Annotated in this window: 16 protein-coding genes; 10 read left to right on the forward strand and 6 right to left on the reverse strand. The window is 49.3% G+C overall.

Annotated elements, in window-relative coordinates; translation table 11 throughout:
• Nucleotides 1-130 precede the first annotated feature (130 nt).
• Nucleotides 131-1,546, reverse strand: a complete 1,416-nt coding sequence (locus tag BZG84_RS06465) for a Na+/H+ antiporter NhaC family protein (RefSeq protein ID WP_077481385.1) — start codon at nucleotides 1,544-1,546, stop codon at nucleotides 131-133.
• Nucleotides 1,543-2,703 (reverse strand): trans-sulfuration enzyme family protein, encoded by a 1,161-nt coding sequence (locus BZG84_RS06470; protein WP_077481383.1) that lies wholly within the window; start codon nucleotides 2,701-2,703, stop codon nucleotides 1,543-1,545. Before BZG84_RS06470 ends, BZG84_RS06465 begins: the two co-directional genes overlap by 4 nt.
• A gap of 321 nt (nucleotides 2,704-3,024) precedes the next feature.
• On the opposite strand from BZG84_RS06470, the gene BZG84_RS06475 reads away from it, so the two are divergent.
• Both BZG84_RS06475 and BZG84_RS06480 read left to right on the forward strand, forming a co-directional pair.
• Nucleotides 3,025-3,456: an oxidoreductase gene (locus tag BZG84_RS06475; RefSeq protein WP_108743604.1), complete on the forward strand. Its 432-nt coding sequence runs from the start codon at nucleotides 3,025-3,027 to the stop codon at nucleotides 3,454-3,456.
• A gap of 15 nt (nucleotides 3,457-3,471) precedes the next feature.
• The gene (locus BZG84_RS06480; RefSeq protein ID WP_077481379.1) at nucleotides 3,472-5,397 is read left to right on the forward strand and encodes a putative bifunctional diguanylate cyclase/phosphodiesterase; all 1,926 of its coding nucleotides are present in this window, start codon (nucleotides 3,472-3,474) and stop codon (nucleotides 5,395-5,397) included.
• Here BZG84_RS06480 and BZG84_RS06485 read toward each other — a convergent pair.
• The 3 genes from BZG84_RS06485 to BZG84_RS06495 form a co-directional block, all read right to left on the reverse strand.
• Nucleotides 5,394-6,752 (reverse strand): hypothetical protein, encoded by a 1,359-nt coding sequence (locus BZG84_RS06485; RefSeq protein ID WP_077662651.1) that lies wholly within the window; start codon nucleotides 6,750-6,752, stop codon nucleotides 5,394-5,396. The two genes, BZG84_RS06480 and BZG84_RS06485, sit on opposite strands and share 4 nt — an antisense overlap.
• 301 nt (nucleotides 6,753-7,053) lie before the next feature.
• Nucleotides 7,054-7,545, reverse strand: a complete 492-nt coding sequence (locus BZG84_RS06490) for a SixA phosphatase family protein (RefSeq protein WP_077481966.1) — start codon at nucleotides 7,543-7,545, stop codon at nucleotides 7,054-7,056.
• A gap of 122 nt (nucleotides 7,546-7,667) precedes the next feature.
• Nucleotides 7,668-8,612, reverse strand: coding sequence for a chemotaxis protein CheV (locus BZG84_RS06495; RefSeq protein ID WP_077454907.1), 945 nt, complete (start codon nucleotides 8,610-8,612; stop codon nucleotides 7,668-7,670).
• 402 nt (nucleotides 8,613-9,014) lie between these two features.
• Here BZG84_RS06495 and BZG84_RS06500 point away from each other — a divergent pair, with 402 nt between their 5' ends.
• Both BZG84_RS06500 and BZG84_RS06505 read left to right on the forward strand, forming a co-directional pair.
• Nucleotides 9,015-9,944, forward strand: coding sequence for a chemotaxis protein (locus BZG84_RS06500; protein WP_069586694.1), 930 nt, complete (start codon nucleotides 9,015-9,017; stop codon nucleotides 9,942-9,944).
• Between the two features lie 275 nt (nucleotides 9,945-10,219).
• Complete coding sequence (locus BZG84_RS06505) at nucleotides 10,220-10,525, forward strand: DUF496 family protein (protein ID WP_077481972.1); 306 nt, start codon at nucleotides 10,220-10,222, stop codon at nucleotides 10,523-10,525.
• A gap of 70 nt (nucleotides 10,526-10,595) precedes the next feature.
• Here the strand turns inward: BZG84_RS06505 and BZG84_RS06510 are convergent, their stop codons facing one another.
• Complete coding sequence (locus tag BZG84_RS06510; RefSeq protein WP_077678065.1) at nucleotides 10,596-12,317, reverse strand: IucA/IucC family protein; 1,722 nt, start codon at nucleotides 12,315-12,317, stop codon at nucleotides 10,596-10,598.
• Nucleotides 12,318-12,524: 207 nt separating this feature from the next.
• On the opposite strand from BZG84_RS06510, the gene BZG84_RS06515 reads away from it, so the two are divergent.
• The 6 genes from BZG84_RS06515 (at nucleotide 12,525) to BZG84_RS06540 (ending at nucleotide 22,701) form a co-directional block, all read left to right on the forward strand.
• Nucleotides 12,525-14,687, forward strand: coding sequence for a TonB-dependent receptor (locus tag BZG84_RS06515; RefSeq protein WP_077678066.1), 2,163 nt, complete (start codon nucleotides 12,525-12,527; stop codon nucleotides 14,685-14,687).
• 112 nt (nucleotides 14,688-14,799) lie between these two features.
• Complete coding sequence (locus BZG84_RS06520) at nucleotides 14,800-17,466, forward strand: GNAT family N-acetyltransferase (protein WP_077678067.1); 2,667 nt, start codon at nucleotides 14,800-14,802, stop codon at nucleotides 17,464-17,466.
• 10 nt (nucleotides 17,467-17,476) lie between these two features.
• Nucleotides 17,477-18,796 carry a lysine N(6)-hydroxylase/L-ornithine N(5)-oxygenase family protein gene (locus BZG84_RS06525; RefSeq protein WP_077678068.1) on the forward strand — a complete coding sequence of 440 codons (1,320 nt, stop codon included), beginning with the start codon at nucleotides 17,477-17,479 and terminating at the stop codon, nucleotides 18,794-18,796.
• Nucleotides 18,796-20,001: an MFS transporter gene (locus tag BZG84_RS06530; protein ID WP_077480986.1), complete on the forward strand. Its 1,206-nt coding sequence runs from the start codon at nucleotides 18,796-18,798 to the stop codon at nucleotides 19,999-20,001. The genes BZG84_RS06525 and BZG84_RS06530 overlap by 1 nt, the downstream gene beginning before the upstream one ends.
• Nucleotides 20,002-20,241: 240 nt before the next feature.
• Entirely contained in the window at nucleotides 20,242-21,060 is an 819-nt protein-coding gene (locus tag BZG84_RS06535; RefSeq protein ID WP_077662659.1) for a phosphate/phosphite/phosphonate ABC transporter substrate-binding protein, read from the forward strand.
• 3 nt (nucleotides 21,061-21,063) lie between these two features.
• The gene (locus BZG84_RS06540; protein ID WP_077678069.1) at nucleotides 21,064-22,701 is read left to right on the forward strand and encodes a HAMP domain-containing sensor histidine kinase; all 1,638 of its coding nucleotides are present in this window, start codon (nucleotides 21,064-21,066) and stop codon (nucleotides 22,699-22,701) included.
• Nucleotides 22,702-22,707: the final 6 nt, after the last annotated feature.

A 22,707-nucleotide genomic window follows, 5' to 3' on the forward strand; every position in this document is an offset into this window, starting at 1 on the left:
TTTATTAGACAACGAGATCAACCTTCGCTTGCCCCTTTTGCCCGCAAAGACTGACTCCATGGACTTGGGCATTAACAGACTGTCCTTGCTGACTCGCAAGGACAGTTTATTTTTTCAACCGAGCCTGCGTTTAAGCACTTCCCAATATCGCAAACAAGACCGCGGTCACCACCCCTACCGCAAAGACATAAGGGAATTGCGTACGGATATGATCGACGTGATCGTTACCCGTTGCCATCGACGCGACAATGCCAGTATCACTGATTGGTGAGGTCATATCGCCAAAAATGGCCCCAGATATCGATGCGCCAATCATTAAGTGCGGGTCAATACCTGTCGCAGCGCCAATCTGAATACCAATCGGGATCATGATTGCAAACGTGCCCCACGAGGTTCCGGTCGCCAGTGACATAATAGCGGCAATCACAAAGACAAAAGCGGCTGATAATCCTGCTGGCAGAATGCCATCAATCACCTGAGTGATATAGTGTCCCGTGTGTAAGTCTGCCGATAAGTCCCCCATTAAAAATGCCAGCGACATAATTGCCCCGAGAGGCATCATATTTGCGTATCCGGCTAACAGGTGGCGGAAAAAGGTATCTAACGATAAGACACGCGTGCCGATAAAGAAAGCCATCGCAACCGCAGTCCCTGCCATCACCGCCCAAAAGACAGCGGTTGAGCCCGATCCAGAGGCAATATCGCCATTACCGGTAATAAACAGGCCCACCGGCACCATTAAAATGGTGCTGAGTAATGGCAGAACAAAATAGCTCACTTTGCCTAGCGGCTCATCATCGCGCTGATGATCGCCGGCAATCGGAAAGGCGCCTTCACGTAGTACTTGCCCGGCTGCCGCGCGTTGGTCCGCTTTCGCCATTGGCCCCCAACTCGCCCCAGTGAGCACATAAAACAGCACCGCCAGCAAGGAGAGCCATGCCATTAGATTGTATGGGATGGCGTGCAATAGAATGGTGAAGGGCTCGCCTTCAACATAACCTTTGCTGACTTGTACGCCGATAATTGCCATCATCGCAGCGCCCCAACCATTGATCATCACGCTGGAGCAAGTCGCAACGCAGGATGACTGGATCACATAGGCGAGCTTCTCTCGAGAAACGCGATAGTGATCGGCTAAATCACGACTCACCGTCCCCGCTGACATAATGGAAATCGAACTCTCAATAAAAATCAGCATGGTGGTAACTATCGCGAGCAACTGCACCGCAACCGGATTTTTCACCAATTGAGCACGCTCAGTGAGCGCATGAATCACAGCCCGGGTGCCGCCTGTGACTTGGATAAGACGTATTAACCCGCCCACCATAAAGCAAAACAAAATGGTGCGCGTGTTCCCCGCACTGGCAAACACACCAATATAACTATCCAATGCCTTCGCCGCGCCTGCGAATGGATTGAAATTCGCAATCACGGTATAACCCACCATCGCCCCTGCTAGTAGCGACAGAATCACCTGACGCGTGACCACAGCAAGTACAATAGTGACCAGTGGCGTCACCACCGTCCAGACGCCATAATCGGTCATGACGCCTCCTGATCGAGTGCGTGCAGAAGATCCTCAATTAAGTCACGGCTATCTTCAATGCCGACTGAAAGCCGGAAGGTGGTATCGAAAACCCCCATCGCCTCGCGTGCCTCTTCACTCATGGAACCGTGAGACATGGACGCTGAATGGTTGATCATACTCTCCACACCACCGAGCGATTCAGCCAAGATAAAGTAGCGTAAGCGGCTTAAAAATCGCTCGCTTTCCACTCGCGTGCCTTTTAGCTGAACGGTAACCACTGCTCCCCCTGAGCGCATTTGCGTCTGACAAAGCGCATGTTGCGGGTGTGACGGTAAGCCAGGATAGAAAACCGCTTCAATGGCAGGGTGGTTTTCCAGCGCGGTCGCAACTTTTAGCGCATTATCGCATTGGCGCTGCATACGCAGATCGAGCGTTTTTAATCCGCGTAACGCGAGATAGGCATCAAATGGCGAGGCAATCGCGCCGACCGTGGTTTTCGCAAAATCAATTTTTTTCGCCAACGCTTCATCAGCGGTAACCAGCGCGCCGCCAATCATGTCAGAATGCCCGCCAATGTATTTGCTGGTCGACAACATCACAATATCTGCCCCTAAACGCAACGGCGTTTGGTTCCACGCAGTCGCAAAAGTGTTATCCACACAGGTTAATAACGCATGCTCGCGGGCAAACTGGCAAATCGCGGTAATATCGACGAGTTCCAATAACGGGTTGGTTGGGGTTTCAACCCAGATCATCGCCGTGTTCGGCTTGACCGCGGCTGCTACGGCATTGAGATCATTGAGATCAACATAATCGACACTGAGTCCATTATTGGCGGCGCGGAGTTTGTCGAACAAGCGATGCGTCCCCCCATACACACCGCGCATCGCAATAATGTGCGCGCCTACCGGCAGTAGCTCTAAGGCCAAGGCTGTCGCTGCCATCCCCGAGGCCGTCGCCGTCGCATAACAACCTTGCTCGAGCGCCGCCAACGCACTCTCGTAAGCTGATCGGGTTGGATTCGCAACCCGCGAGTAACCAAAGTCGGCCTGATGGCTAAGGTCAGATTGAATAAAACTACTGGCGGTGTATATCGGCGGGAAAGCCGCATTGTGCCCCTTGTCCGTTTGATCACCACCGTGGACAGCTAACGTAGAAAAGTGGGGTTGTTTCATATTTTCACCCATTAAAAGAATATTGGTTTAATAATTGTTTTTATTTTAGCCATTATGACGACTCACAAACAAACTGACATGATATTGTATGACTATAATGACTGATAAATAGAATTATCTTCTAGCATATAAGAACAAGTTACTTTGCTAAGCCTACCGAATGCGCCCTCCACGCCCACACTTGAGTAAGCCAGTGCGTACAGCTACGTTTAATAGGGAGCTCTTGAGAAGGCGTATATCATGGCACATTGCACCACACCTAGAAGGTCGAAGCACAGCCACCTCTTTCACTTGATATTGCTAGTTGGATGGGTGATCGCAATGACTGTCAGTCGCACAGTCACTGCCAGCCCGATGCTCACGATTACCAGTAAAAAAGGGACAGAAGCTTTTACACGTGAACAACTCGTCGCGATGGCCGATCGTACCATTGAAACAGCCACTCCGTGGACCGATGGCCAACAACGGTTTTTAGGCGTATCAGCGCAAAAGCTACTCGCTCAACTCGATATTCCGCCCAAAACACTCAAAGTTTATGCGCTAAATGATTATTGGGCCCAGATTACGGTTGAGGATATTGAGCGGTATAACCCCATATTTGCGATAAAAAAGAACGGACAGTGGATGCGTGTTCGCGATAAAGGGCCAATCTGGGTCATCTATCCGTTATCGGAAAATAATTTAATGGATAACGAAATAATACATAGCCGTATGGTGTGGCAAGCGAACCGTGTGGAGGTGATGGATGAGTAGCGGTGTAACACGCTTATGATGCTTAAGCGCCCAGTCACTTGGTTCATTGTTTTTGTGTTTGCGATCCTCATCTTCGCGGTTGTGACGCTTTACCAGTTCAATCAAAGCTACTCTCGCCATGCAGTGCGTACCCAGCTGTCAGCATGGGCATTGGCCCAAATGGAATTAGAAACCCTTGAGTTTCGCCATGAACTCGCCTTGTATCTCCGCACTCAACGTCAAGACCGCAGTGCACTCATTTTAAAGTACGACATTCTCTGGAGTCGCTACGACACCTTTTTACGAAGCAGCGAGACAGAGGAGTTGAGACAAGCCTTTAGTGCCACTCCTCTTGTGACACGCGCATTTCAAATCATAAGACGTTATGAACAAGCGGTACTAGAAGGTCAGACGACACGCTTACAGCAATTGCTTAGCGAAATGGACACCCTACTCCCTGCGCTGCGAGATTTGATGATCAATAATTTAACAGGCCCTGCCGCTATCAAACAACGCGAGTATCTCGCCAACCAATTGAAACATATCTATCTCGCCGTCGGGCTTATCCTTACCCTATTAGGGTATTTCTCTTGGCGTATGTATCGGGACAGCCTGAAGCAACAGCAAATGGCATGGATGGACAGCGTCACACAACTTCCAAATCGCAATTATTTACTGGATGCCTTACAAAAAGCCGCAACCAAGAAAGCGATACACACCTTACTTGTCATTGATATTCGCCGTTTCAAAGACATTAATGACTTGCTGGGGTATGAACAGGGTGATCATGCTCTCACTAAACTCGCGCAAAGGCTTAATAATATCTGCTCACCTTATGGCTATACTTGCGCGCGTTTAAGCGGCAACAGATTTGCCGTTTTAGCCGCGGTCGATGGCCATTATTTGAGCTTTTTCACCCAACCACTTCGCGATACGTTGCGAAACGCCCTCGACGATATCTATCCGGATATCCAACTCACCGTTGCGCTTGGGATCGCCAAAAGTGCGGATCTTGACACGGCACTTCGTAAAGATCCGGAGGTCTTTGCCAATACGCTATTGAATAATGCTGATCTTGCCTTACTCAAAGCTAAAGATGCTTTACCCTCGAAAGACAGTATCGTAGTCTTCAAACCTAAGTTCGAGGCCGATGCCCGTCAGCGCCGACAATTAAAAGATGATTTAAATGTACTGCTTGTTGATGAAAGCCAGGATGAGCTATCTCTTGTCTATCAACCAATTATATCGTCTGAGCCCGACAAACTTGGTTGTGAAGCATTAATTCGCTGGCAACATCCAACCTTGGGACCAATCCGCCCTCAGTTATTAATCGATGTAGCGGAAGAAGCTGGCCTTGGACAGCGACTTGGCACTTGGATCCTACGGCAAGTTTATGCGGCGATGAATACCGAATGGCAAACCATCAACCAGCATATCGATGTGGCGGTCAATTTATCTGACTCTTTCTTTAGTGAGGCGTTGCTCTCAGACGTAGTGAATATTTTTATCCATCACCCTGAACAACGTAAACGGTTGGTGTTTGAAATCACCGAGACCATGACCATTGATGATATTGGTAGATTCAGCCTAATAATGAATCAGTTACGAGACATAGGCATCAGGCTTGCCTTGGATGATTTTGGCACAGGTTGGTCATCGATGGCGGTACTGAATCACTTGAGCTTTGACAAAGTGAAAATTGATCGTAGCTTTATCGAGCATATGGCCACCGTTTCTCGGCAGCAAATACTGGTCGATACCATTTGTTATATGTCGCATCAACTTGGGATCCGTGTGGTCGCAGAGGGTGTAGAAACGCAGGAGCAATTGATCAACTTACAGCAAATGGGGGTCGATGAATTCCAAGGCTACTATTTTTCTAAGCCGCTTAACGCTATTGATTTTTATGCCTTTTGTATCGACCACCTTAGCAAGCAAAATACGTTTTCACTGAAAAATTAATCGAGAATTTCTTCAATATCGACGACTTTCGACCGGTTTACGGTGATTTTCCAACGCTGGTAAACCGTAGGCTGGTCTTTGATTTTTTGACAGCTTACCAAGTTAAATTGGTGGCGCTTTTCAACCGAATCTTTTAAAACCTGTCCATCGTTTAGTCGATACAAACGCTGACTTCCACGATCCATTAAACGTGAGAAAGAACGAAAATCGAGCTTCCAGACATCTCGGGTCGTGTCATAGCCAGACAAAAAGCGGGTAGTCTCTAGCTGGGTTTTGACCTTTAGGCGCACCACGGCCTCTTCTTGTTGACGCAGCTTGCCACGACGCAGCTTTTTGACTTCATCGGGCAGCGCAGTAAAGTCGATGTAATCGAGCCATTCCAACTGCCGACCAATCTGTCTATTCGAGGTAGGATCGATAAAGCGCTTGCGCCATTTGGGCCGCCCTTTACGAATCCATCGCCACAGCGCATCACGCAAATCATCTTTAAAAATTTCACGCAACGCATAGATCCCGGCCATCGCCAAGACAAACGACAAGGTAATTTCACCCAAATACTGCCGAGCCTGCACAATCACGGTGGTGACAAACAACATCACAAACGCCGTCGCCGAGGCTTTCGCGAGTTTATTAAGGTTCTTACCCAAAGCTTCCGGTTTTTGGCGAATGGTGACAGGAAATTCAATCAAACGACGTAGCAAGCGCATTTTGTTAACCATGCGGGTCGGATCGCTGATCGCTTTGTCGGAATTGTAGCGATTGACCAAACGATGAGCTTCTTCCGCTTCACAAAGCTCCACAAGTTGTTGGCGGATAGTTTTATACACCGAGCCGCGCGGCATATGCGCTAAAAGCGACAAGAACCGTTGCTCGGTCAGCCATGACAGATAATTATCAATATTGTTGTAATACTTTACTAGCTTGGTATCTTGCGGCTGGTAACGGCGCAAACGGCGTAAGATTTCCACCGCCATTTCGATGGTATCTTCCAATTGCTCGAGTGCTTCTTCGTCTTCCAATCCTGAGACCGACTCAAAAAAGTCGTGCGTCGCTTTTTCTAATGAAAGCGCGTACTGATACGCATACAAACTCAAGCTGACTCGATATTGCTCAGTGGGTAATTTTTCTCGGCTGGCAAGACGCGAGTGTACCAAAGGTAAGTGGTAGCGAGAGGTAAAATAGGTGCGGCTATTCGACAGCACGCGGTGGTAGAATTCATCCTCGTTCAGAACATGTTTACCAAACTTCAGCTCTCCCGGGACAAACAAGTAGAAATCGACTTCTTGTGCACTGATTTCCTCGTTCAGAATGGCAACGCGAACCGATAAGCCTTCATGTTTATCTACCGTGATCAATCCTACTCTCCTACTACTCAATGGAATGCTGATGCGACAGTGCTCAAGGGCTGCCTCATGGCGGCACTATTATTCCACACCATCGATCGATTGCGTCATCATAATGACAAATATATGACACATTATTGATGGTTAATATATCGCCACTTTTTTGTTTTTCCTGCTCATCCCTGATGAGTACAGGGCTCAGAAGAAAGGTAACAAAGAAATTAACGGGGTTATCCACAGTTTTAGTAGATAACTTTTTCTCCTTTAATCTAAATGTAGTTTGTCTTCAACTAGATATAGTGCCTATTATGGCTTAACTTACTTGACGCTTTGGCCAGTCGAGGTAAATCAGCTGCGCATCCACCTCGTTGATCGCTTGCCATGATGTCGTCTCAAACGCTACCACGGCTACTCCAGACGTGGGTAAATTCTCTTTGCGCATACCCATCTGTTGGAGATAAAGGTTCAACGCTGGATTATGGCCAATTACCATCGCGGTTTGCTGACGCTCATCCAACTGTTTCGCTGCGGTAGTAATCGCACCGCTGTGCTCGGTATATAAGGCAGTGTCCACGATAATAGGCGGTTTGTCATTAAGGGTCTCCGCCACCAATACCGCGGTATCTTTCGCTCGCTGCGCTGAGCTGGTTACAATGGTTTGAGGTTGCAATACCCAAGCATTCAGGCGCTCAGCCATCAAAGGCGCTTGACGAAAGCCTCTTGGGTTCAAAGGCCGATCGTGATCGTCTAAGCTAGGGTCATCCCAACTGGATTTCGCATGTCGCATCAAAAATAGGTATTTCATGTTGCCTCCCTAGATTATGTTCTCCTTTCTCGTCAACATGATTACTGTTATCCAAGCTCGACATTCAACAAAAAAGCGAGCCAAGGCTCGCTTCAAAAGGCACATTGCTGTCACGCATTGCCTTAGCTTGCCACCACTTCACGTAGCCGCTCTTGGACAACGTTCACGAGCAAATCAGGTTGAAACTTAGAGATAAACTGGTTACAGCCGACTTTCTCAACCATGGCCTCATTAAAACTACCACTCAATGAGGTGTTAAGTGCGATGTAAAGGTTACTCATTCGGCTATCAGAACGCACCTCATGCGTTAATTTGTAGCCATCCATCTCAGGCATCTCAGCGTCGGTGATCATCAATAGGATCTCATCGCTGACATTTTTGCCTTCATCACACCAACTTTTAAGTAATTGCAGCGCCTCGGCACCGTTTTTTTTCATGATGCATTCGACACCAAACTGAGACAGAGTATCACTGACTTGTGCACGTGCTGTTGACGAATCATCCACCACCAAGACACGCTGCCCTGCCATATAAGGTGTGAGTTGCGGATCGAGCACATCTTCTGATATCCCAATTTCGTACGCGACAATCTCAGCCAAAATTTTCTCAACGTCGACGATTTCCACGAGGCGAGTTTGGCCATCGAAGTCTTGGCGAGTGATCGCGGTCAGGTAGTTATTGCGCCCAGTGCCTTTGGGCGGCTCCATAATCTCATCCCAGCCCATGTTTTTGATATTGATGACTTGGCCAACTAAGAACGCCTGAATCGTCCGGTTGTACTCGGTCACGATCACGTTGCAATCATCCGACACCCCAATCGAGCCCATGCCAATCGACTGACGCAGGTCAATCACAGGAATTGACTTTCCTCGGATCATCGCCACGCCACGCACATTCGGATGCGAACCTGGCATTTGGTTGAGCCGGGGCACTTTAATGACTTCACGCACTTTAAAAACGTTGATGGCAAAAGGTTGCGTGGTGCCAAGATAAAACATTAAAAGCTCTAGGCGGTTCTCCCCCACCAGCCGCGTACGCGAATCTACCGAATCTAAAATATTGGTCATAGTTTGCTCAACCGTTGGTTTACTTCTTAAAAGGCGTATATCCGATGCGCGTGATAGCTCGAGGACGAGCACCTAATCATGCACTTTTGTCATTGATGTAACACGGTGACAAAAAAGCTATTACCTTTATTTTAGGTAAGAAATGACGACAGGCAACCTATTGCGCTGTGTCTGGCTCTGTCTTCGTGTGTTTCTGCGTCATTAGCCTAGCATGACTGCTGACCGGAAAGCGTGCGAAATCGCGCATTTAATTCACACTATCAATAAGTTTCAAATATGAGACAATAGTACGGAAAAATTTTATGTTCTGTCTAATCCCCCCTATCATAATGGGGAGATGTGTCTTACGCATAATGCTGATAAAATACACACCGTTATTACGATTACACGTAGAGTGATGCTATGAAGAGCAAAGCCAATCAATCACAAGGCATGTTGATGTTCCGCCTGACCCCGACGCAATCTTTTGCGATTGGGACCCTTAAGGTGCGGGAGATCATCCCTTTTCAGCCGCTAACGGATTTGCCCGGCTCTCACCCCACAGTGATAGGAACCACTAGTTTCCGTGGCATCGCCACTCCCGTCATTGATATGGCCAAAGCGATTGGTTACAAGCCAGTCGACAAGTCAGAATGGGAGTCGTGTTACATTATCGTCACTGACTGTCAGCGTCGTGTAATGGGCTTTTTGGTGCGCGGCATTGAAAAGATCAGCGAGTGTGACTGGCGCTCGATCGCCGAGCCACCTCAAACACTGGGTACTCGTGCGTTTTTAACTGGCGTAATGAAAATCGACGAAAAGCTGGTTCAGCTGCTGGATGTCGAATACATCATGGAACATATTTTCCCATCCGATCCGGATAAACTGCACCCTGTTTTGTCGGATGTCGATCGTGAAAAGCTCAAGCCGATGAACATCTTGCTTGTTGATGATTCCTTAACCGCAAGACGGCAACTTTCTGAAGCGTTAGACAGTATTAATATTCCCTATTACGTCACCAACAACGGTTCAGAAGCACTGCAAATGATGAAAAACGCGGCGTCCGCCGGTAAACCGTTTGACATTATTGTTAGCGATATCGAAATGCCCGGTATTGACGGTTATGAGCTCGCCTTTGAAATTCGTAGCGATGACAAACTGGCCGAAGCGTACCTGATCCTCCATACATCGCTGTCGAGTGATATTAGTGTGGATCGCGCCAAACAAGTCGGTGCACACGAAGCGCTGACAAAATTTGATGCCACCGAGCTCGTTCAAGCCATGTTACGTGGCGCGATGCTAAAAACCTCTGGCTCCTCAGTGAAACTTGAGGGGACGCCAACCAACTACTGATCGCTGTCTCGAGCAGGCTGGCTTTGATATGTGTCATACCACTGTCAAGGCGAGTCTGCTATCTTTGCCAACATCACGTTCTAATCGGGTATAAGGTGATTTGGGCATGTCTTTCGCCAGTCTCTCCCCAATGGCACATTTCTGTGTATCCCAAATCAGATCCTTTATCGGTTCAATTGATGAAAAACTCCTCACTTCAAGCGCGAAAAGGCTGGGTTTGGCCGAGCGCTTGTGGTTTAATTTTTTCATACTTCAAAAAATAGAAGGCGACTATAATGACCAGTGTATTTGAGATCGTTAAGCACTCACGACAAAAGAATAAGCTAAAACGCGAAATCCAAGACAACGACAAGAAGATCCGCGACAATCAAAAACGCGTTGTGCTGCTAGAAAATTTGCTCGATTATATCCAGCCTGAGATGTCCTATGAAGACATTGTCGAAATCATCAAGAATATGAAAGGTGATTACGAGGACCGCGTTGATGATCACATCATCAAGAATGCGGAGATTTCTAAACAGCGCCGTGAAATCAGCCGTACTATCAAAGAGCTCACCAAGCAAAGTAAAAGCGGTAAGTAAGCCCAACTACTTGCACTGATTTGAGTGTTAATACCCGCCTATTGCGGGTATTTTTCGTTAAGTATCCGCATTACGCCTCAGCCAGAGGGTTACGAATCGCCTCACCAAACATGGGAACAGGCCGTTCGTTGCTATCATCGTAGCCAATGTTAAACCTTACACGATTGATACAAATCTTCTCTTTCGTCTCACTCAGCACGTCAAACAATCCAAAGCGTTCATTCAGCTGCGGTTGTGCCTGTTGATAACGACGAAGGGTGTCACCTAACTGACGATAAAATTCAGTCTCGCTCACCCCAAGGGACACAAACCACGGCGAAATAAAACGTAGTGTGGTCACAAAATGCCCCGTATATAAATCATGCACCAGATAGTTTGGCGGCAAGTGCTTGATCGCCGCTCGCACGCGTTTATCTAAGCTGTCCAACTCTGGAAACGGCTGATCGACAAAGCGTAAATCACCATGAAAATCTTTGATCATGCAACCCACAGGGATATCGTCTTCCAGCACCAAGGTAATGTTTTGCCCATGCGCCACTAGCCCAATCCCGTATTGGCATAGCAAGTGATAAAGGGGGACCACAACATGATCAAACAAACGCTGCAACCATTCCCTAGGTGTTAGTAGGGTGCGCGCAATCAGCGCTTCGACACAGCTGACCCCATCACCACCCGCTTGCATCAGGGTCGCCATAATCATAGGTCGCTGATGAGACGGTAACAGGCTTTCGGCACGCTCACGCCAAACGCATCCCAACATTTCGTGATATTTGTAACAGCTGTCTATTTGCGCCTGATAAGGCTGCGGGCAGTACACACCGGCGACTTCCTGCTGTACATGCATACCAAGACGCGACAATAACGCATCCTGACGTACACAGGTTGACAGCCATTTTGACAGCACTGGGCCATGGGCAATAAAGCTCCCGGGTACGCCGCGATAGCAGGAGGTATTGAGAATGGTTAACGCTGTTTTTACGTCGTATGCGGCTTGCCCATCCGCTCGGCTCAAGGTACGAATCGACTGCTGTGGACGCCACTGTTCTGTACTCGCACCCAGGTCAATGATGTCACCTGAAGCGAATAATGACGCATATTGGCTGTAAATATAACGCTGCATCTGCCACGGATGCACCGCCATAATCAGGTAATCATCCCGTTCATCGACCGCTAAGCGCGTCATGAGTGCGTCATAAGCGGCTGGTGATAGGGTCTCAGTGAGCAAAGAGGCCTGATCGAATCCATCCCCAAAGCCATAACGCGCGCACGCTCGATGCACAGCGAGATAATGCAACGCAAACGTGTTGCCATATTCAGGCGCATATTGTTGACGATCCTGCTGGCCCCAGCCCAATCGCCCTTTATTGGCGAGCGCCTTGGGGTGAGCATCCAAATAGGGCTGACGATCGGTTTCTGATAACGTTACGAGTTTATCGGCTGGTAGGGTGCTAAGCATCGCGAGATGCTGTTGTTCCGCAATGAGTGTTTCTTGATACTCCTCGATAAAACCACCAAGGTGCAAGGGATCCATATTGATAACAGATTGCAAGTCCATCACTAATTCAATCAGCTCTGGATGATAGTTGTCGCCCCGTGACACGCTGCCACTATCTACCATCACCATTCCCCAAATGCTCATCGTGCCCGTAAACCGCCATTCTGCATCAGGCAGTGTCAACCTAAACTGGCGCCCGTCAAGGTGGTCAACCGTAATCGCATTTTCGAAGTGAAGCTCACTGATCGCTTTTGTGAGCAGTTTTTGATTGGCTGCTTGCCAATAATTCCCCTGCATTTGTTACGTCCTTTATCTATTTGATTTCACCCATTTAAAGTAAATGTGGCAATTCGGTTATCAATGTATTGACAACAAGGGCAAATATCAATAATCATAATGATATCTATTATCATTTAATGATAAGTGATTAGGTAGTGACGTAGACGTATCTGCAGGGACGCAGGCTCGCTGAGCCCTGCAGCTTTATGTTGTATAAGGATAATTATGAAGTCTAAAAAAGTAGTTGGCCTCTCACTGACCCCACTGGCCATAGTGATTGGCGCACACCTTGCCCATGCCGCCCCTTCTGCGGCCAATACCGAAACCATCATCGTAACTGGCAGTAAAATTCAGACCACGATCGCCGATTCCGCTAGCACCAACTGGGTGATCACCAATGAAGAACTAACCCGTGAAATTCAAGGCGGTGAGTCATTAAAAGGCGCGCTCGGGAAGCTGATCCCAAGCTTTGACTTTGGCAGCACTAACGCGCGTACCAATGCCTCACAGAATCTGCGTGGCCGCAGCGCACAAATCATGATTGATGGCGTGGCGTTGAATGCCGCTCGCACCATCAGCCGCCAACTGGATAGTATCGACCCCTTTAATGTCGCACGCGTTGAGGTACTATCAGGCGCGACCTCCATTTATGGCGCGGGGGCAACCGGCGGTATTATCAATATCATCACTAAACGTGGTGAAGCGGGCGATGCGCAACTTGAGGTTCACACCGGCGTCACCTCTGGGTTTAACAACAGCGACGACCTGACCAAAAAAGCCGCGATTGCGGTATCCGGCGGCAGTGATAGCTTGCAAGGGCGCTTATCCGTGGCGTATGAAGGCAAAGGTGCGGCCTACGACGGCAATGGCGATCCTATTTTGCCCGATGTCACCCAAACCGATACCCAATTCAATGACAGCATTGATGTGATGGGTAGCTTAGATTACAGCCCTGACGACGAACAGCACCTCTCCCTGACTGCTCAATACTATGACAGTCAACAAGACAGTGATTACGGGATCTGGTTTGAAGATACGACCGATCTAAAAAGTGATGTTGAGCGTCGTAAAGGGCTCAAACTTGATGAGCAACCATTCACTGAACGTTTGATGCTCAACACCCAATATAGCCATACCAATGTGCTAAATCATGCCTTACTCGCGCAAGCCTATTATCGAGAAGAAACCTTCGGCTATTTCCCGTTTCCGCGTAACGGTCTATTTAGCGGCTCAGAGCAAAGCAACGATGTTTACGGCCTAAAAGTCTTACTGGAGAAAAACTGGGATAACCTCACGCTGAACTATGGGTTGGATTACAGCAAGGAAGAGTTCCGCGCCAAGCAATACGTCTATGATTCAACAACCAGTGCAACAAGTCATGGTTTAGAGTTTGAGAAAAAGGGCACGATCGGTCGTTATCCTGACTTTGATACCCAAAATGCCGGTGTGTTTGCTCAAGCAGACTGGGCCGTTAACGATAAGTTAAATGCCTTTGCCGGATTGCGCTACCAGTACACCAAGTACAAAGGCAGTGATTTTATCGGCTTCACCCAGCAAGCCTATATTCTACTCGGCTTATTACCAGATGCGGATGCCATCCCAGGCGGCACCACAGACAAGGATATTTGGCTTGCGAATGCGGGGCTAAAGTACGACCTAACCGACAACCAACAAGTTTGGGCTAACTTTAGTCAAGGCTTTAATATGCCGGACCCAGGCAAATTCTACGGCAAAGGCAAATATTCAGGCGGTACCCTCACCAACAGCGTGAGTGTTCAAAACACGGAATTGGACGGTGTAAAAACCAACTCCTTTGAGCTAGGCTGGCGCACTCAGCAACAAGACTACAATGCGCAAGTCGCCGCGTACTACTCGATTTCAGACAAGTCGTACAAGTACAACAACGATCTCGATGTCACCTTAGATAGTGACAAACAGCGTATCTATGGCCTCGAAGGGCAAATCAAATACTACCTCACTGACACTTGGTATAGCCGCGCACAGGGCCACTTAGTGCAGAGCGAAATCAAGAATAGTGGCCATTGGGATGAGCTGAGTATCTACAATGCGAGCCCTTCTACCGCGATGGCGGCAGTGGGTTACGATAACTTCGATTGGGGTACAGAGCTCAACCTCCAACACGTTGGCGATCTGTCTGATGAAGATGGCGACCGCCTTGAGGGCTATGAGCTTGTCGGCCTCAATGGTTACTACACGTTGCCGGTCGGCCAAATTAATTTCGGCATCCAAAACTTGTTTGATAAAGACTATCAAACGATTTGGAGCCAAAAAGCCCAGAAAGTCTATAGCGGCCTCGCTAGCGCCGACATGTTTGACTACGCCGGTGTGGGGCGCACCTTTAGCTTAAGCTACAGCGCCACGTTTTAATTGTATTCCTTTTCGCGCCCAACCCTCGTTGGGCGCCTTTTCTCCCAATTTTTTTAGCCCATATTTGCACAACAACATTGCCCCAATAAGCCCGTGTCTGTAAGGAGTTGTCATGACACACCCCCTGAGTTTGAATGCGTTTTTCAATGCGTTGTTTGTCGAGCACCCGCACACGCGGGTGATAAAAGGTCAGCCTGACCACGCCAGTTTCCCGTGTGAGCAGGGCGAATTATTATTACCGCTCACCTACACCTCAGCAGCCGGCCGTCATCGTTATCAAGGTGACATACTGTGGCGCGGTAGCGACGGTGAAACTGCCCCTACTACCTTTGCCGATGCGGTTTACCGTATAGCGCAATCAGTGCCTGAGGTCAGTGGCGAACGTCTCGACCGCTTTGCATCACGTGTTAGCCAGTCTGACGCCTATGTACAGCGAGCAGAAGCACATTGGCAACACAGGTTCGCTGACCGCTGGCCACAGCGTTTTATCGAATCGGAGCAGTCTCTGACCGGCGGTCATAGCATGCACCCTGTCCCCAAGAGCAATGAACCACTGACGCCCGAACAGCAAGAGGCGTATCTACCCGAATTTGCGCAGTCATTTGCGATTGAATGGTTTGCGGTTGCGCCGGGGCAATGGACAGGTGAAGGGGTTAACCATGATGTACGCGACACCTTGCAGTCGCTGTTTGTAGATAGCGTGGGCTTAACCCATGCGGCCAATTTGCCACGAGGCTGGCTTCCCTTGCCCATGCATCCTTTACAGGCGCAAGCGTGGCGTGACAGTGACGACGCACACACACTCAAAAACAGCGTGATTGATTTAGCCTTGACCAGTAGCGGCTGGCTGGCCACCTCATCGTCACGCGCCATCTATCATCCCGACCATCAGTGGATGTTAAAAGTCTCTCTGCCTGTCAAGCTCACTAACTCGGTACGACTATTAACCGCCACTGAAGCCAAGCGTGGTACCTTACTGAGTAAAATGCTCAACGCAGCCCCCGGAAAAACGCTGCAGCAGCGAACCCCCACGACGACCTTTATCGAGGAGCCGGTCTGGTGCACCATTTTGTCCGAGCAAGGTGAGCCTTTATCACTACCTTTGGTGAGCTTGCGCGACAATATTTTCGCCCACCAAGCCGATCAAGATGTCCACCTGCTCGCCAGTATCAACCAGCCACATGGGCAAGGCAGCCAAATTGGCGCACTGATCGCGCAAGCCGCACAACATCATCAATGGACACAGCACGACGCCGCACATCATTGGTTAGCCGCCTTCTTGGAACATATTTTGTATCCCCTGTGTTTGGCGCGCAGCGATTATGGCATCTTGCTACTGGCCCACCAGCAAAATATCTTGCTGCGTACCGCGCACGGTTTGCCTAATGCCATGATGTACAGAGACTGCCAAGGTATTTGGGTCACCGACCCGGCCCCGACGCTGTTCCCCGACGCATTCAGTGAGGGGTTACCAAGCTGTTACGTCCCCGCCGACAAGGTTGATCCGTATCTGAGTTACTATCTGATTGGTAATACGCTAATCAATACACTTTCCGCGATCAGCGAAGCCACCGGTGTCACGGAGCAACGTTTGTGGCAGGTCTGCCGTCAAGCTTTCGCAACTTGGCGAGCGAGCCATCCTGTGGATAGCCGCCTGTATGACTATCTTCTCGACTCGCCGACCCTACACTGGAAACGGAACTTCCACACTTTCCTCGCCGATCACAACGAAGCGACACTGGCCGATCCCAGTCAAATTTACACGGATATCGATAACCCATTTTATGGTGATAACGCACTGGGCTCATGGATATTTAAACCGGTCAATCTTGATCGCACCGTGGGACTTCGCAGCCACTTGCTCGACGCGTCTTATCACCTCATCGACGTGATGGAGCATGGTCAAGCCAAAGCGACCTTCGTACTGCACCAACCGGACAATGACACCGCGACACTAACCACGCGCTATTGCAATGATGAATCACTCTGGTGGTCGGCCGTTGAACACGCCTTTTATCAGCATCAGTGCCAAGCACTGCATGCCAGTGATTACCCTCACGCTCTGCAATCAGTCGTCTCCCCCGGCACTCCACTGACGCTGTCGCAGTTTAAACAGCACTGCCCGATTTGGCACCAAGCTCAGGCCCCCTCCAATGAGGGATACCAAACCGCAGACAACGGCTTAACCCACCCAACGCGGCCTGAAAAGCCACAAGGTGTGTTCTATCGTCGCTACTTTTATCACCTCAAACGCACCCTGACGCTGCGTCCGGTAGAAACAGAACGTGATCTTGCATGCTTTCACGCCTGGCATAACCATCCGGATATTGCCCCGATTTGGGAATTAGAGGGCTCGCTCGACTTTCATCGCCAATATCTACAAAAGGCGCACCATGACGCACATCTTATCCCCGTGATTGGCGAGTTTGATGGACAGCCTTTCGGCTACTTTGAAATTTATTGGGTCGCCGAAGACCGACTTGGGCCTTACTACGATGTCGATGCTTTCGATCGTGGTATCCATATGCTGGTCGGCAACCCTCACTTTTTGGGACGTCAGTTTTTTAGTACTTGGGCGCAATCGCTCATCCACTACTGCTTTTTAGCCGAATCTCGCACCTTAAATGTGATGGGAGAGCCGAATGCGGCCAATTGGCGTGTGGTACGCATTAGCCGTGGCGTAGGCATGAAAAAACAAAAAGAATTCGATTTCCCGCATAAGCGCGCCGCGCTATTGCAATGTGAGCGTCACGACTTTTTCGCGCAGTACGCGCAATAAGGATGTAGTTATGACAAGGCATTATTCTGTTTTAGGTATCGGGCTTGGCCCCTTTAATCTCAGTGCGGCGGCACTGCTGGCTCCCCACACTCAAACGATTTCAAGTTTGTTTGTTGAGCAAAAGCCACGCTTTGCATGGCATCCCGGTTTATTGCTCGATGATGCAAAAATGCAAACCTCGTACCTGAAAGACATGGTAACGGCGGTTGATCCAACCAGCCCTTATACGTTTATTAATTATCTGGTTAAAACCAAGAAATTCTATCCTTTTACGGCGCGGGGCGAACAGACGGTCTCGCGGTTAGAGTTTTCAGATTATATGGCTTGGGTGGCTCACCAGCYTCCCAATACCCAATTTGACACACCCGTCGTTAACATTACGCCACACGGCTCAGGCTTCGCGGTGAATACACAACACGGACAATTGACCTGTGATCATTTGATCCTTGGTACCGGTATCCAGCCGTTTATGCCTGACTGTGCTGAGCCATTTATGGGTGAGCAGGTCTTTCACGCCAGCGAACTGGCACTTCGACAACCAGACTTAAGGGGTAAAAAAGTCGCCATTGTTGGTGGTGGCCAAACCGGTGCCGATGTTTTTCAGCACGTCTTTGATGGTGAATTTGGCAAAGTTGCGCATATTGATTGGGTCTCTCGTCGCCCTAACCTCCAAGGATTAGATGAGAACCCATTTACTGATCAGTACTTTATGCCTGATTATGCAGAGCAGTTTCACGGTCTCGACCCCAAAGTCAAACACACTCAACTTGCACAACAAAAGCTGGCCAGTGATGGGATCACCGAGAATTGCTTACAAGGGCTATACCAACGCCTCTATCATGATAAATATGTACGCCGGTCACCGTCATGGTGGCGACTGCTTCCGGGACAAACACTCACGGGTATGCAATCGCACCCATCTGGTTACCAGTTAACCACAACAGCAACGTTGACCAGTGACATCGCAACAATCGATGCAGACGTGGTTATCTTGTGTACCGGATTTTCTCGTGCCCTGCCTCAGTGTCTCGATACCCTGCGCGATTGTCTCGAACTCGATGACAAAGGTCGGCCTAGTGTGAATGCGCACTACCGAGTAAAGATGCGTGAAGGCTACTCACAGGCATTGTATATGATGAATGTCGGCACGCATTGTCACGGCATTATTGAGCCGCAACTGAGTCTTGCGGCATGGCGAGCCGCCACCATTATCAATGCAATTAATGGTACACCGATGTACGATATTGCCCATCACCACGGCCTGCTTGATTGGACACTGGCGGCATCCTCCCCTGCCACACCTAAAATGCAAAAAGTAGCAGGTTGGTAATGGCCCACGCACACACACAAGCGGCGAGACAAACCGCCAGATGGCAACCGCTCACCTTGACCTTGATTGCTGCCTTGATGGGCATCGGTCAGAATGGACTCTTGGTCTCGCTCCCTCTGCTGGTAGCACAAGGTGGCTTTTCACTGTCAACATGGGCAGTGATTATTGCCGTGGGAAGCGTGTTGTTTCTCCCCGCCGCGCCATTTTGGGGACGAATGAGCGACCAACATGGTCCTAAGTTTGTGGTCCTGCAAGCGCTAACCGGCATGGCGATTAGCTTCGCGTTATTGCTTACTGCAACATTGGGCGCGCAAAGCAGCGCTACCCAATGGCCTTGGTTAGCGCTTGCGGTACTGGCACGGGTGATCTACGGCTTAACGGTCGCAGGGATGGTGCCGGCCAATCAGCATTGGGCCGTGTTACTCGCCGGTGAGGCACGCCGTATGCAAGCAATTACCTCCATCAGTATTGGCTTAAGCCTCGGCCGATTAGCTGGCCCGTTGATTGCCTCGGCAGTGCTAGTGATCAGCCCCTACGCGTCACTGACGCTGATGCTATTACTGCCACTATTAGGCGCAATCGCTATCAGCATGATGCCTCACTGCGCCGGTAAAAAGGACGAACCTCATTCATCCGCCAGTCTATGGCTCGCGCCAAAAGCCATTTGGCCCTACATGGGTTACGGCCTTGCCGTGTGTGCAGCGATTGCCCTGTTGCAATACAATCTCACCCCCATGCTCAATCACCTCACCGAATGGTCCGCCGATAAAGTTAGCCAAGCCATCGGCTATTTGCTGACATTAAGCGGTATCGCCACCTTAGCCGTACAAGTGTTAGTGGTAAAAAGACAGCGTCTGAGCACCGAGCGTATGCTAAGCCTTGGCGCAATCAGTATGGTGACAGGTTATGCCCTGCTATTAGTGCAACATTTTGCTGTGTTAGTGATGGCAATGGTGGTGATATCAGCTGCCTGTGCACTTCTTATCCCCGCCTATACCAGCCAAGCGATGCAACGGCTCGACCATGAACCGGGGAAAGTCAGTGGTTATATCGCGATGGCGCATACGCTGGGTTATGGGTTCGCGTCCCTGTTAGCAACGCTCACGCTAAATTATCCGCCCCTGCCTACGTTAACCTGCCTGCTGCTTTCCTGCGCCGTTGTCATTGGGGTACTGGTAATCAAACCTACGGCTTCGCCTCGTTAACTCACTCATAGAGCAGAGACACTGCCACTGCGCACACCTCCTGCCACTTTTCTCGCCCTCGGACGCGAACATCAGCTTATCACCGAGGGCGAACAATGCTTTGAGATTAGAAAGAAGACAAAGGTTCTCAGGTTACAACCTGATTTCATTGAGTTAATCACACGGAGTGGCGTGGCAAGGATAGATGCAGCTAACTACACTGTCTAATAGATCGTCAGCTACTGAGTGAGAGATGCGCAAATGAAAGGAATCTTGTTGTCACTGATACTGGGCATTGCTTTTACCAGCCATGCACACGCGAAAGACATTACCTTTGGTATCGTGCCACAGCAATCTGCGATTACATTGGCCAATAACTGGGGCCCGATTTTAGAATACGTCTCTCAACAATCAGGTTACAACCTTGTCTTTCGCACTGCCAAAGACATTCCCGAATTCGAAGGACGTGTGCTCACCGGTGAATACGATGTCGCTTATATGAATCCTTATCACTACACCGTTTTCCACCAAAAGCCTGGCTACCAAGCATTTGCGAAACAAAAAGATAAACGGATTCACGGTATTTTAGTCGTCAAAAAAGAGGCGTCCATTACCTCCCTTGACGAGCTTGATGGCAAGCGCTTAGCGTTTCCCTCCCCCGCCGCGTTTGCCGCCAGTGTGGTGCCACGTGCCGCGCTGAAGAATCAAGGTATCAGCATTACGCCACAATATGTCTCGTCCCATGACTCGGTATATTTGAACGTTGCACGAGATTTCTTTATTGCCGGCGGCGGCATTGAGCGCACCTTTAACAATACCAATGCTGAAGTGAGCGAGCAGTTACGCGTGTTATGGAAAACGCCCGGCTATACGCCTCATGCATTCGCGTTTCATCCCGACCTTGACCCTCAAGTAGCCGACGCGATTAAAGCCGCCTTCCTCTCCATGAATGACAGTGAAAAAGGCCGAACGCTGCTGGGTAATATCAGCTTCAAAGGGATAGAATCCGCGCAAGATGAGGATTGGGACGATGTGAGAGCGTTAAACATTACGCTGTTGCAACACTTGCTGAGTGAATAACCCATGTCCTTGCGATTAAAGACCATCTTAGGTGTCGCCCTGATTGAGGCGATCCTGTTGGCGATTCTGCTGACATTAACTCTCAATTATTTAGAAACCACCAACTATCAAGGGCTCAATCAACGCGCGAGTTCCACCACGCAGTTGTTCGCCTCCACGGTAAAAAATGCGGTGTTATCGTTCGATCTCGCCACCGTCGATTCTTTTACTCAAGAGCTACTCCATAACAGCGATATTATGTATGTCGCGGTTTTAGGCGATAACGGGAGAGTCTTATCATCGGCCGGTAACCTTCCTGATTCTTTCAATACAGCCATTCTTGAGATAAATGCCCAGTCCGTCACGGATGGGCTGTATGATGTACGCGCGACCATTTCTGAGTCTGGCATTGAGTTTGGGTCGGTCTGGATTGGCTTTGATCTGACCGGCCTGCTTGGCCAGATTAAAGACGCAAAAAATTGGAGCATGCTGATTGTACTGGGCGAGATGCTATTAGTAGCGTTGTTTTCTTACCTATTGGGAAGCTATCTCACCCAGCGCTTATCAGAACTTAAAAATGCTGCCGATACCATCGCCAGTGGCGAGCGAGACGTACACATTTCAACCCACGGGAAGGATGAACTGGCCAGCGTGGCCGCCGCGTTTAGCAATATGATTCAAGCATTACGTGACTCCGAGAACAAAACTGCGACCTACCAAAAACGACTAGAAGAAGCCAACCAGACACTGGAAAGTAAAGTGGCGCGACGCACGGCCGACTTAGTGCGGTCCAATGATCAACTCCGTGAGATAAATCATCAACTCAAGAAAACGCAGGAAAAGCTAGTCGAAAGCGAGAAAATGGCCTCTATTGGGACCATGGCGGCAGGGGTTGCCCATGAAATCAATAACCCCATCGGCGCAGTGAAAAGTAACCTAAAAATGTGTCAAGAATATCTCGACACCTACCAAAAGTGGACAGACATTGCCGAGCGCGTCATTCACCAATCAGAGCAGCTCGAAACCCTCACGCACTGGAAAAAGCGTCACTATGCCGATGACCTTTATGATGATTTTAGTGATAGCCTTGTCGATGCCAACGACTGTGTGCAACGCGTGATCAATATTGTTTCCGCCTTACAGCAGTACTCCAGCTACAGCCAACAAACACGACAACACTTTCAAAGCATTGAGATCTTTACGGTGATTGATGAGGCGCTGAATACTCTCTCACCACCGACGAGCCTCAAGATATCGATCGCCGCTAACGTATATCAACTGCCTCCAGTCATGGGACGCTATGAGGAGCTGGTGATGCTGTTTAAAGAAGTGCTCAAAAATGCGTTGCAAGCCTGTGAGCGGGGCAATCCAGACGTTGCACACCGTATTGATGTGGAGGGGGAAAACAAGGGTGACTCGTGCACCATCACCGTGAAAGACTCTGGACCAGGATTACCGCGTGATCAGGCTCATCGTGTCTACGACCCCTTCTTTACCACCTTACCGGTTGGACAAGGTATGGGGCTCGGGTTGACGTATGTTTATGATATTGTTCGTCATCACCAAGGAGAAATACAACTCACCTCATCAACTCACGGCACTATAGTCGCTGTCACCCTCCTCCATCAGCGGGATCACGCTGTTGCGAATCACGCCTCATAACGACCG

The sequence above is a fragment of the Salinivibrio sp. PR932 genome (assembly GCF_001996125.1).
GTDB lineage: Bacteria > Pseudomonadota > Gammaproteobacteria > Enterobacterales > Vibrionaceae > Salinivibrio > Salinivibrio proteolyticus.

Excerpts from the sequence above, each read along its gene's own strand:
- BZG84_RS06510 (WP_077678065.1), bottom strand. The coding sequence starts at position 12,317 with ATGCAGGGGAATTATTGGCAAGCAGCCAATCAAAAACTGCTCACAAAA.
- BZG84_RS06480 (WP_077481379.1), top strand. The coding sequence starts at position 3,472 with ATGATGCTTAAGCGCCCAGTCACTTGGTTCATTGTTTTTGTGTTTGCG.
- BZG84_RS06475 (WP_108743604.1), top strand. The coding sequence starts at position 3,025 with ATGACTGTCAGTCGCACAGTCACTGCCAGCCCGATGCTCACGATTACC.
- BZG84_RS06530 (WP_077480986.1), top strand. The coding sequence starts at position 18,796 with ATGGCCCACGCACACACACAAGCGGCGAGACAAACCGCCAGATGGCAA.
- BZG84_RS06470 (WP_077481383.1), bottom strand. The coding sequence starts at position 2,703 with ATGAAACAACCCCACTTTTCTACGTTAGCTGTCCACGGTGGTGATCAA.
- BZG84_RS06465 (WP_077481385.1), bottom strand. The coding sequence starts at position 1,546 with ATGACCGATTATGGCGTCTGGACGGTGGTGACGCCACTGGTCACTATT.
- BZG84_RS06490 (WP_077481966.1), bottom strand. The coding sequence starts at position 7,545 with ATGAAATACCTATTTTTGATGCGACATGCGAAATCCAGTTGGGATGAC.
- BZG84_RS06500 (WP_069586694.1), top strand. The coding sequence starts at position 9,015 with ATGAAGAGCAAAGCCAATCAATCACAAGGCATGTTGATGTTCCGCCTG.
- BZG84_RS06495 (WP_077454907.1), bottom strand. The coding sequence starts at position 8,612 with ATGACCAATATTTTAGATTCGGTAGATTCGCGTACGCGGCTGGTGGGG.
- BZG84_RS06535 (WP_077662659.1), top strand. The coding sequence starts at position 20,242 with ATGAAAGGAATCTTGTTGTCACTGATACTGGGCATTGCTTTTACCAGC.
- BZG84_RS06520 (WP_077678067.1), top strand. The coding sequence starts at position 14,800 with ATGACACACCCCCTGAGTTTGAATGCGTTTTTCAATGCGTTGTTTGTC.
- BZG84_RS06515 (WP_077678066.1), top strand. The coding sequence starts at position 12,525 with ATGAAGTCTAAAAAAGTAGTTGGCCTCTCACTGACCCCACTGGCCATA.
- BZG84_RS06505 (WP_077481972.1), top strand. The coding sequence starts at position 10,220 with ATGACCAGTGTATTTGAGATCGTTAAGCACTCACGACAAAAGAATAAG.
- BZG84_RS06540 (WP_077678069.1), top strand. The coding sequence starts at position 21,064 with ATGTCCTTGCGATTAAAGACCATCTTAGGTGTCGCCCTGATTGAGGCG.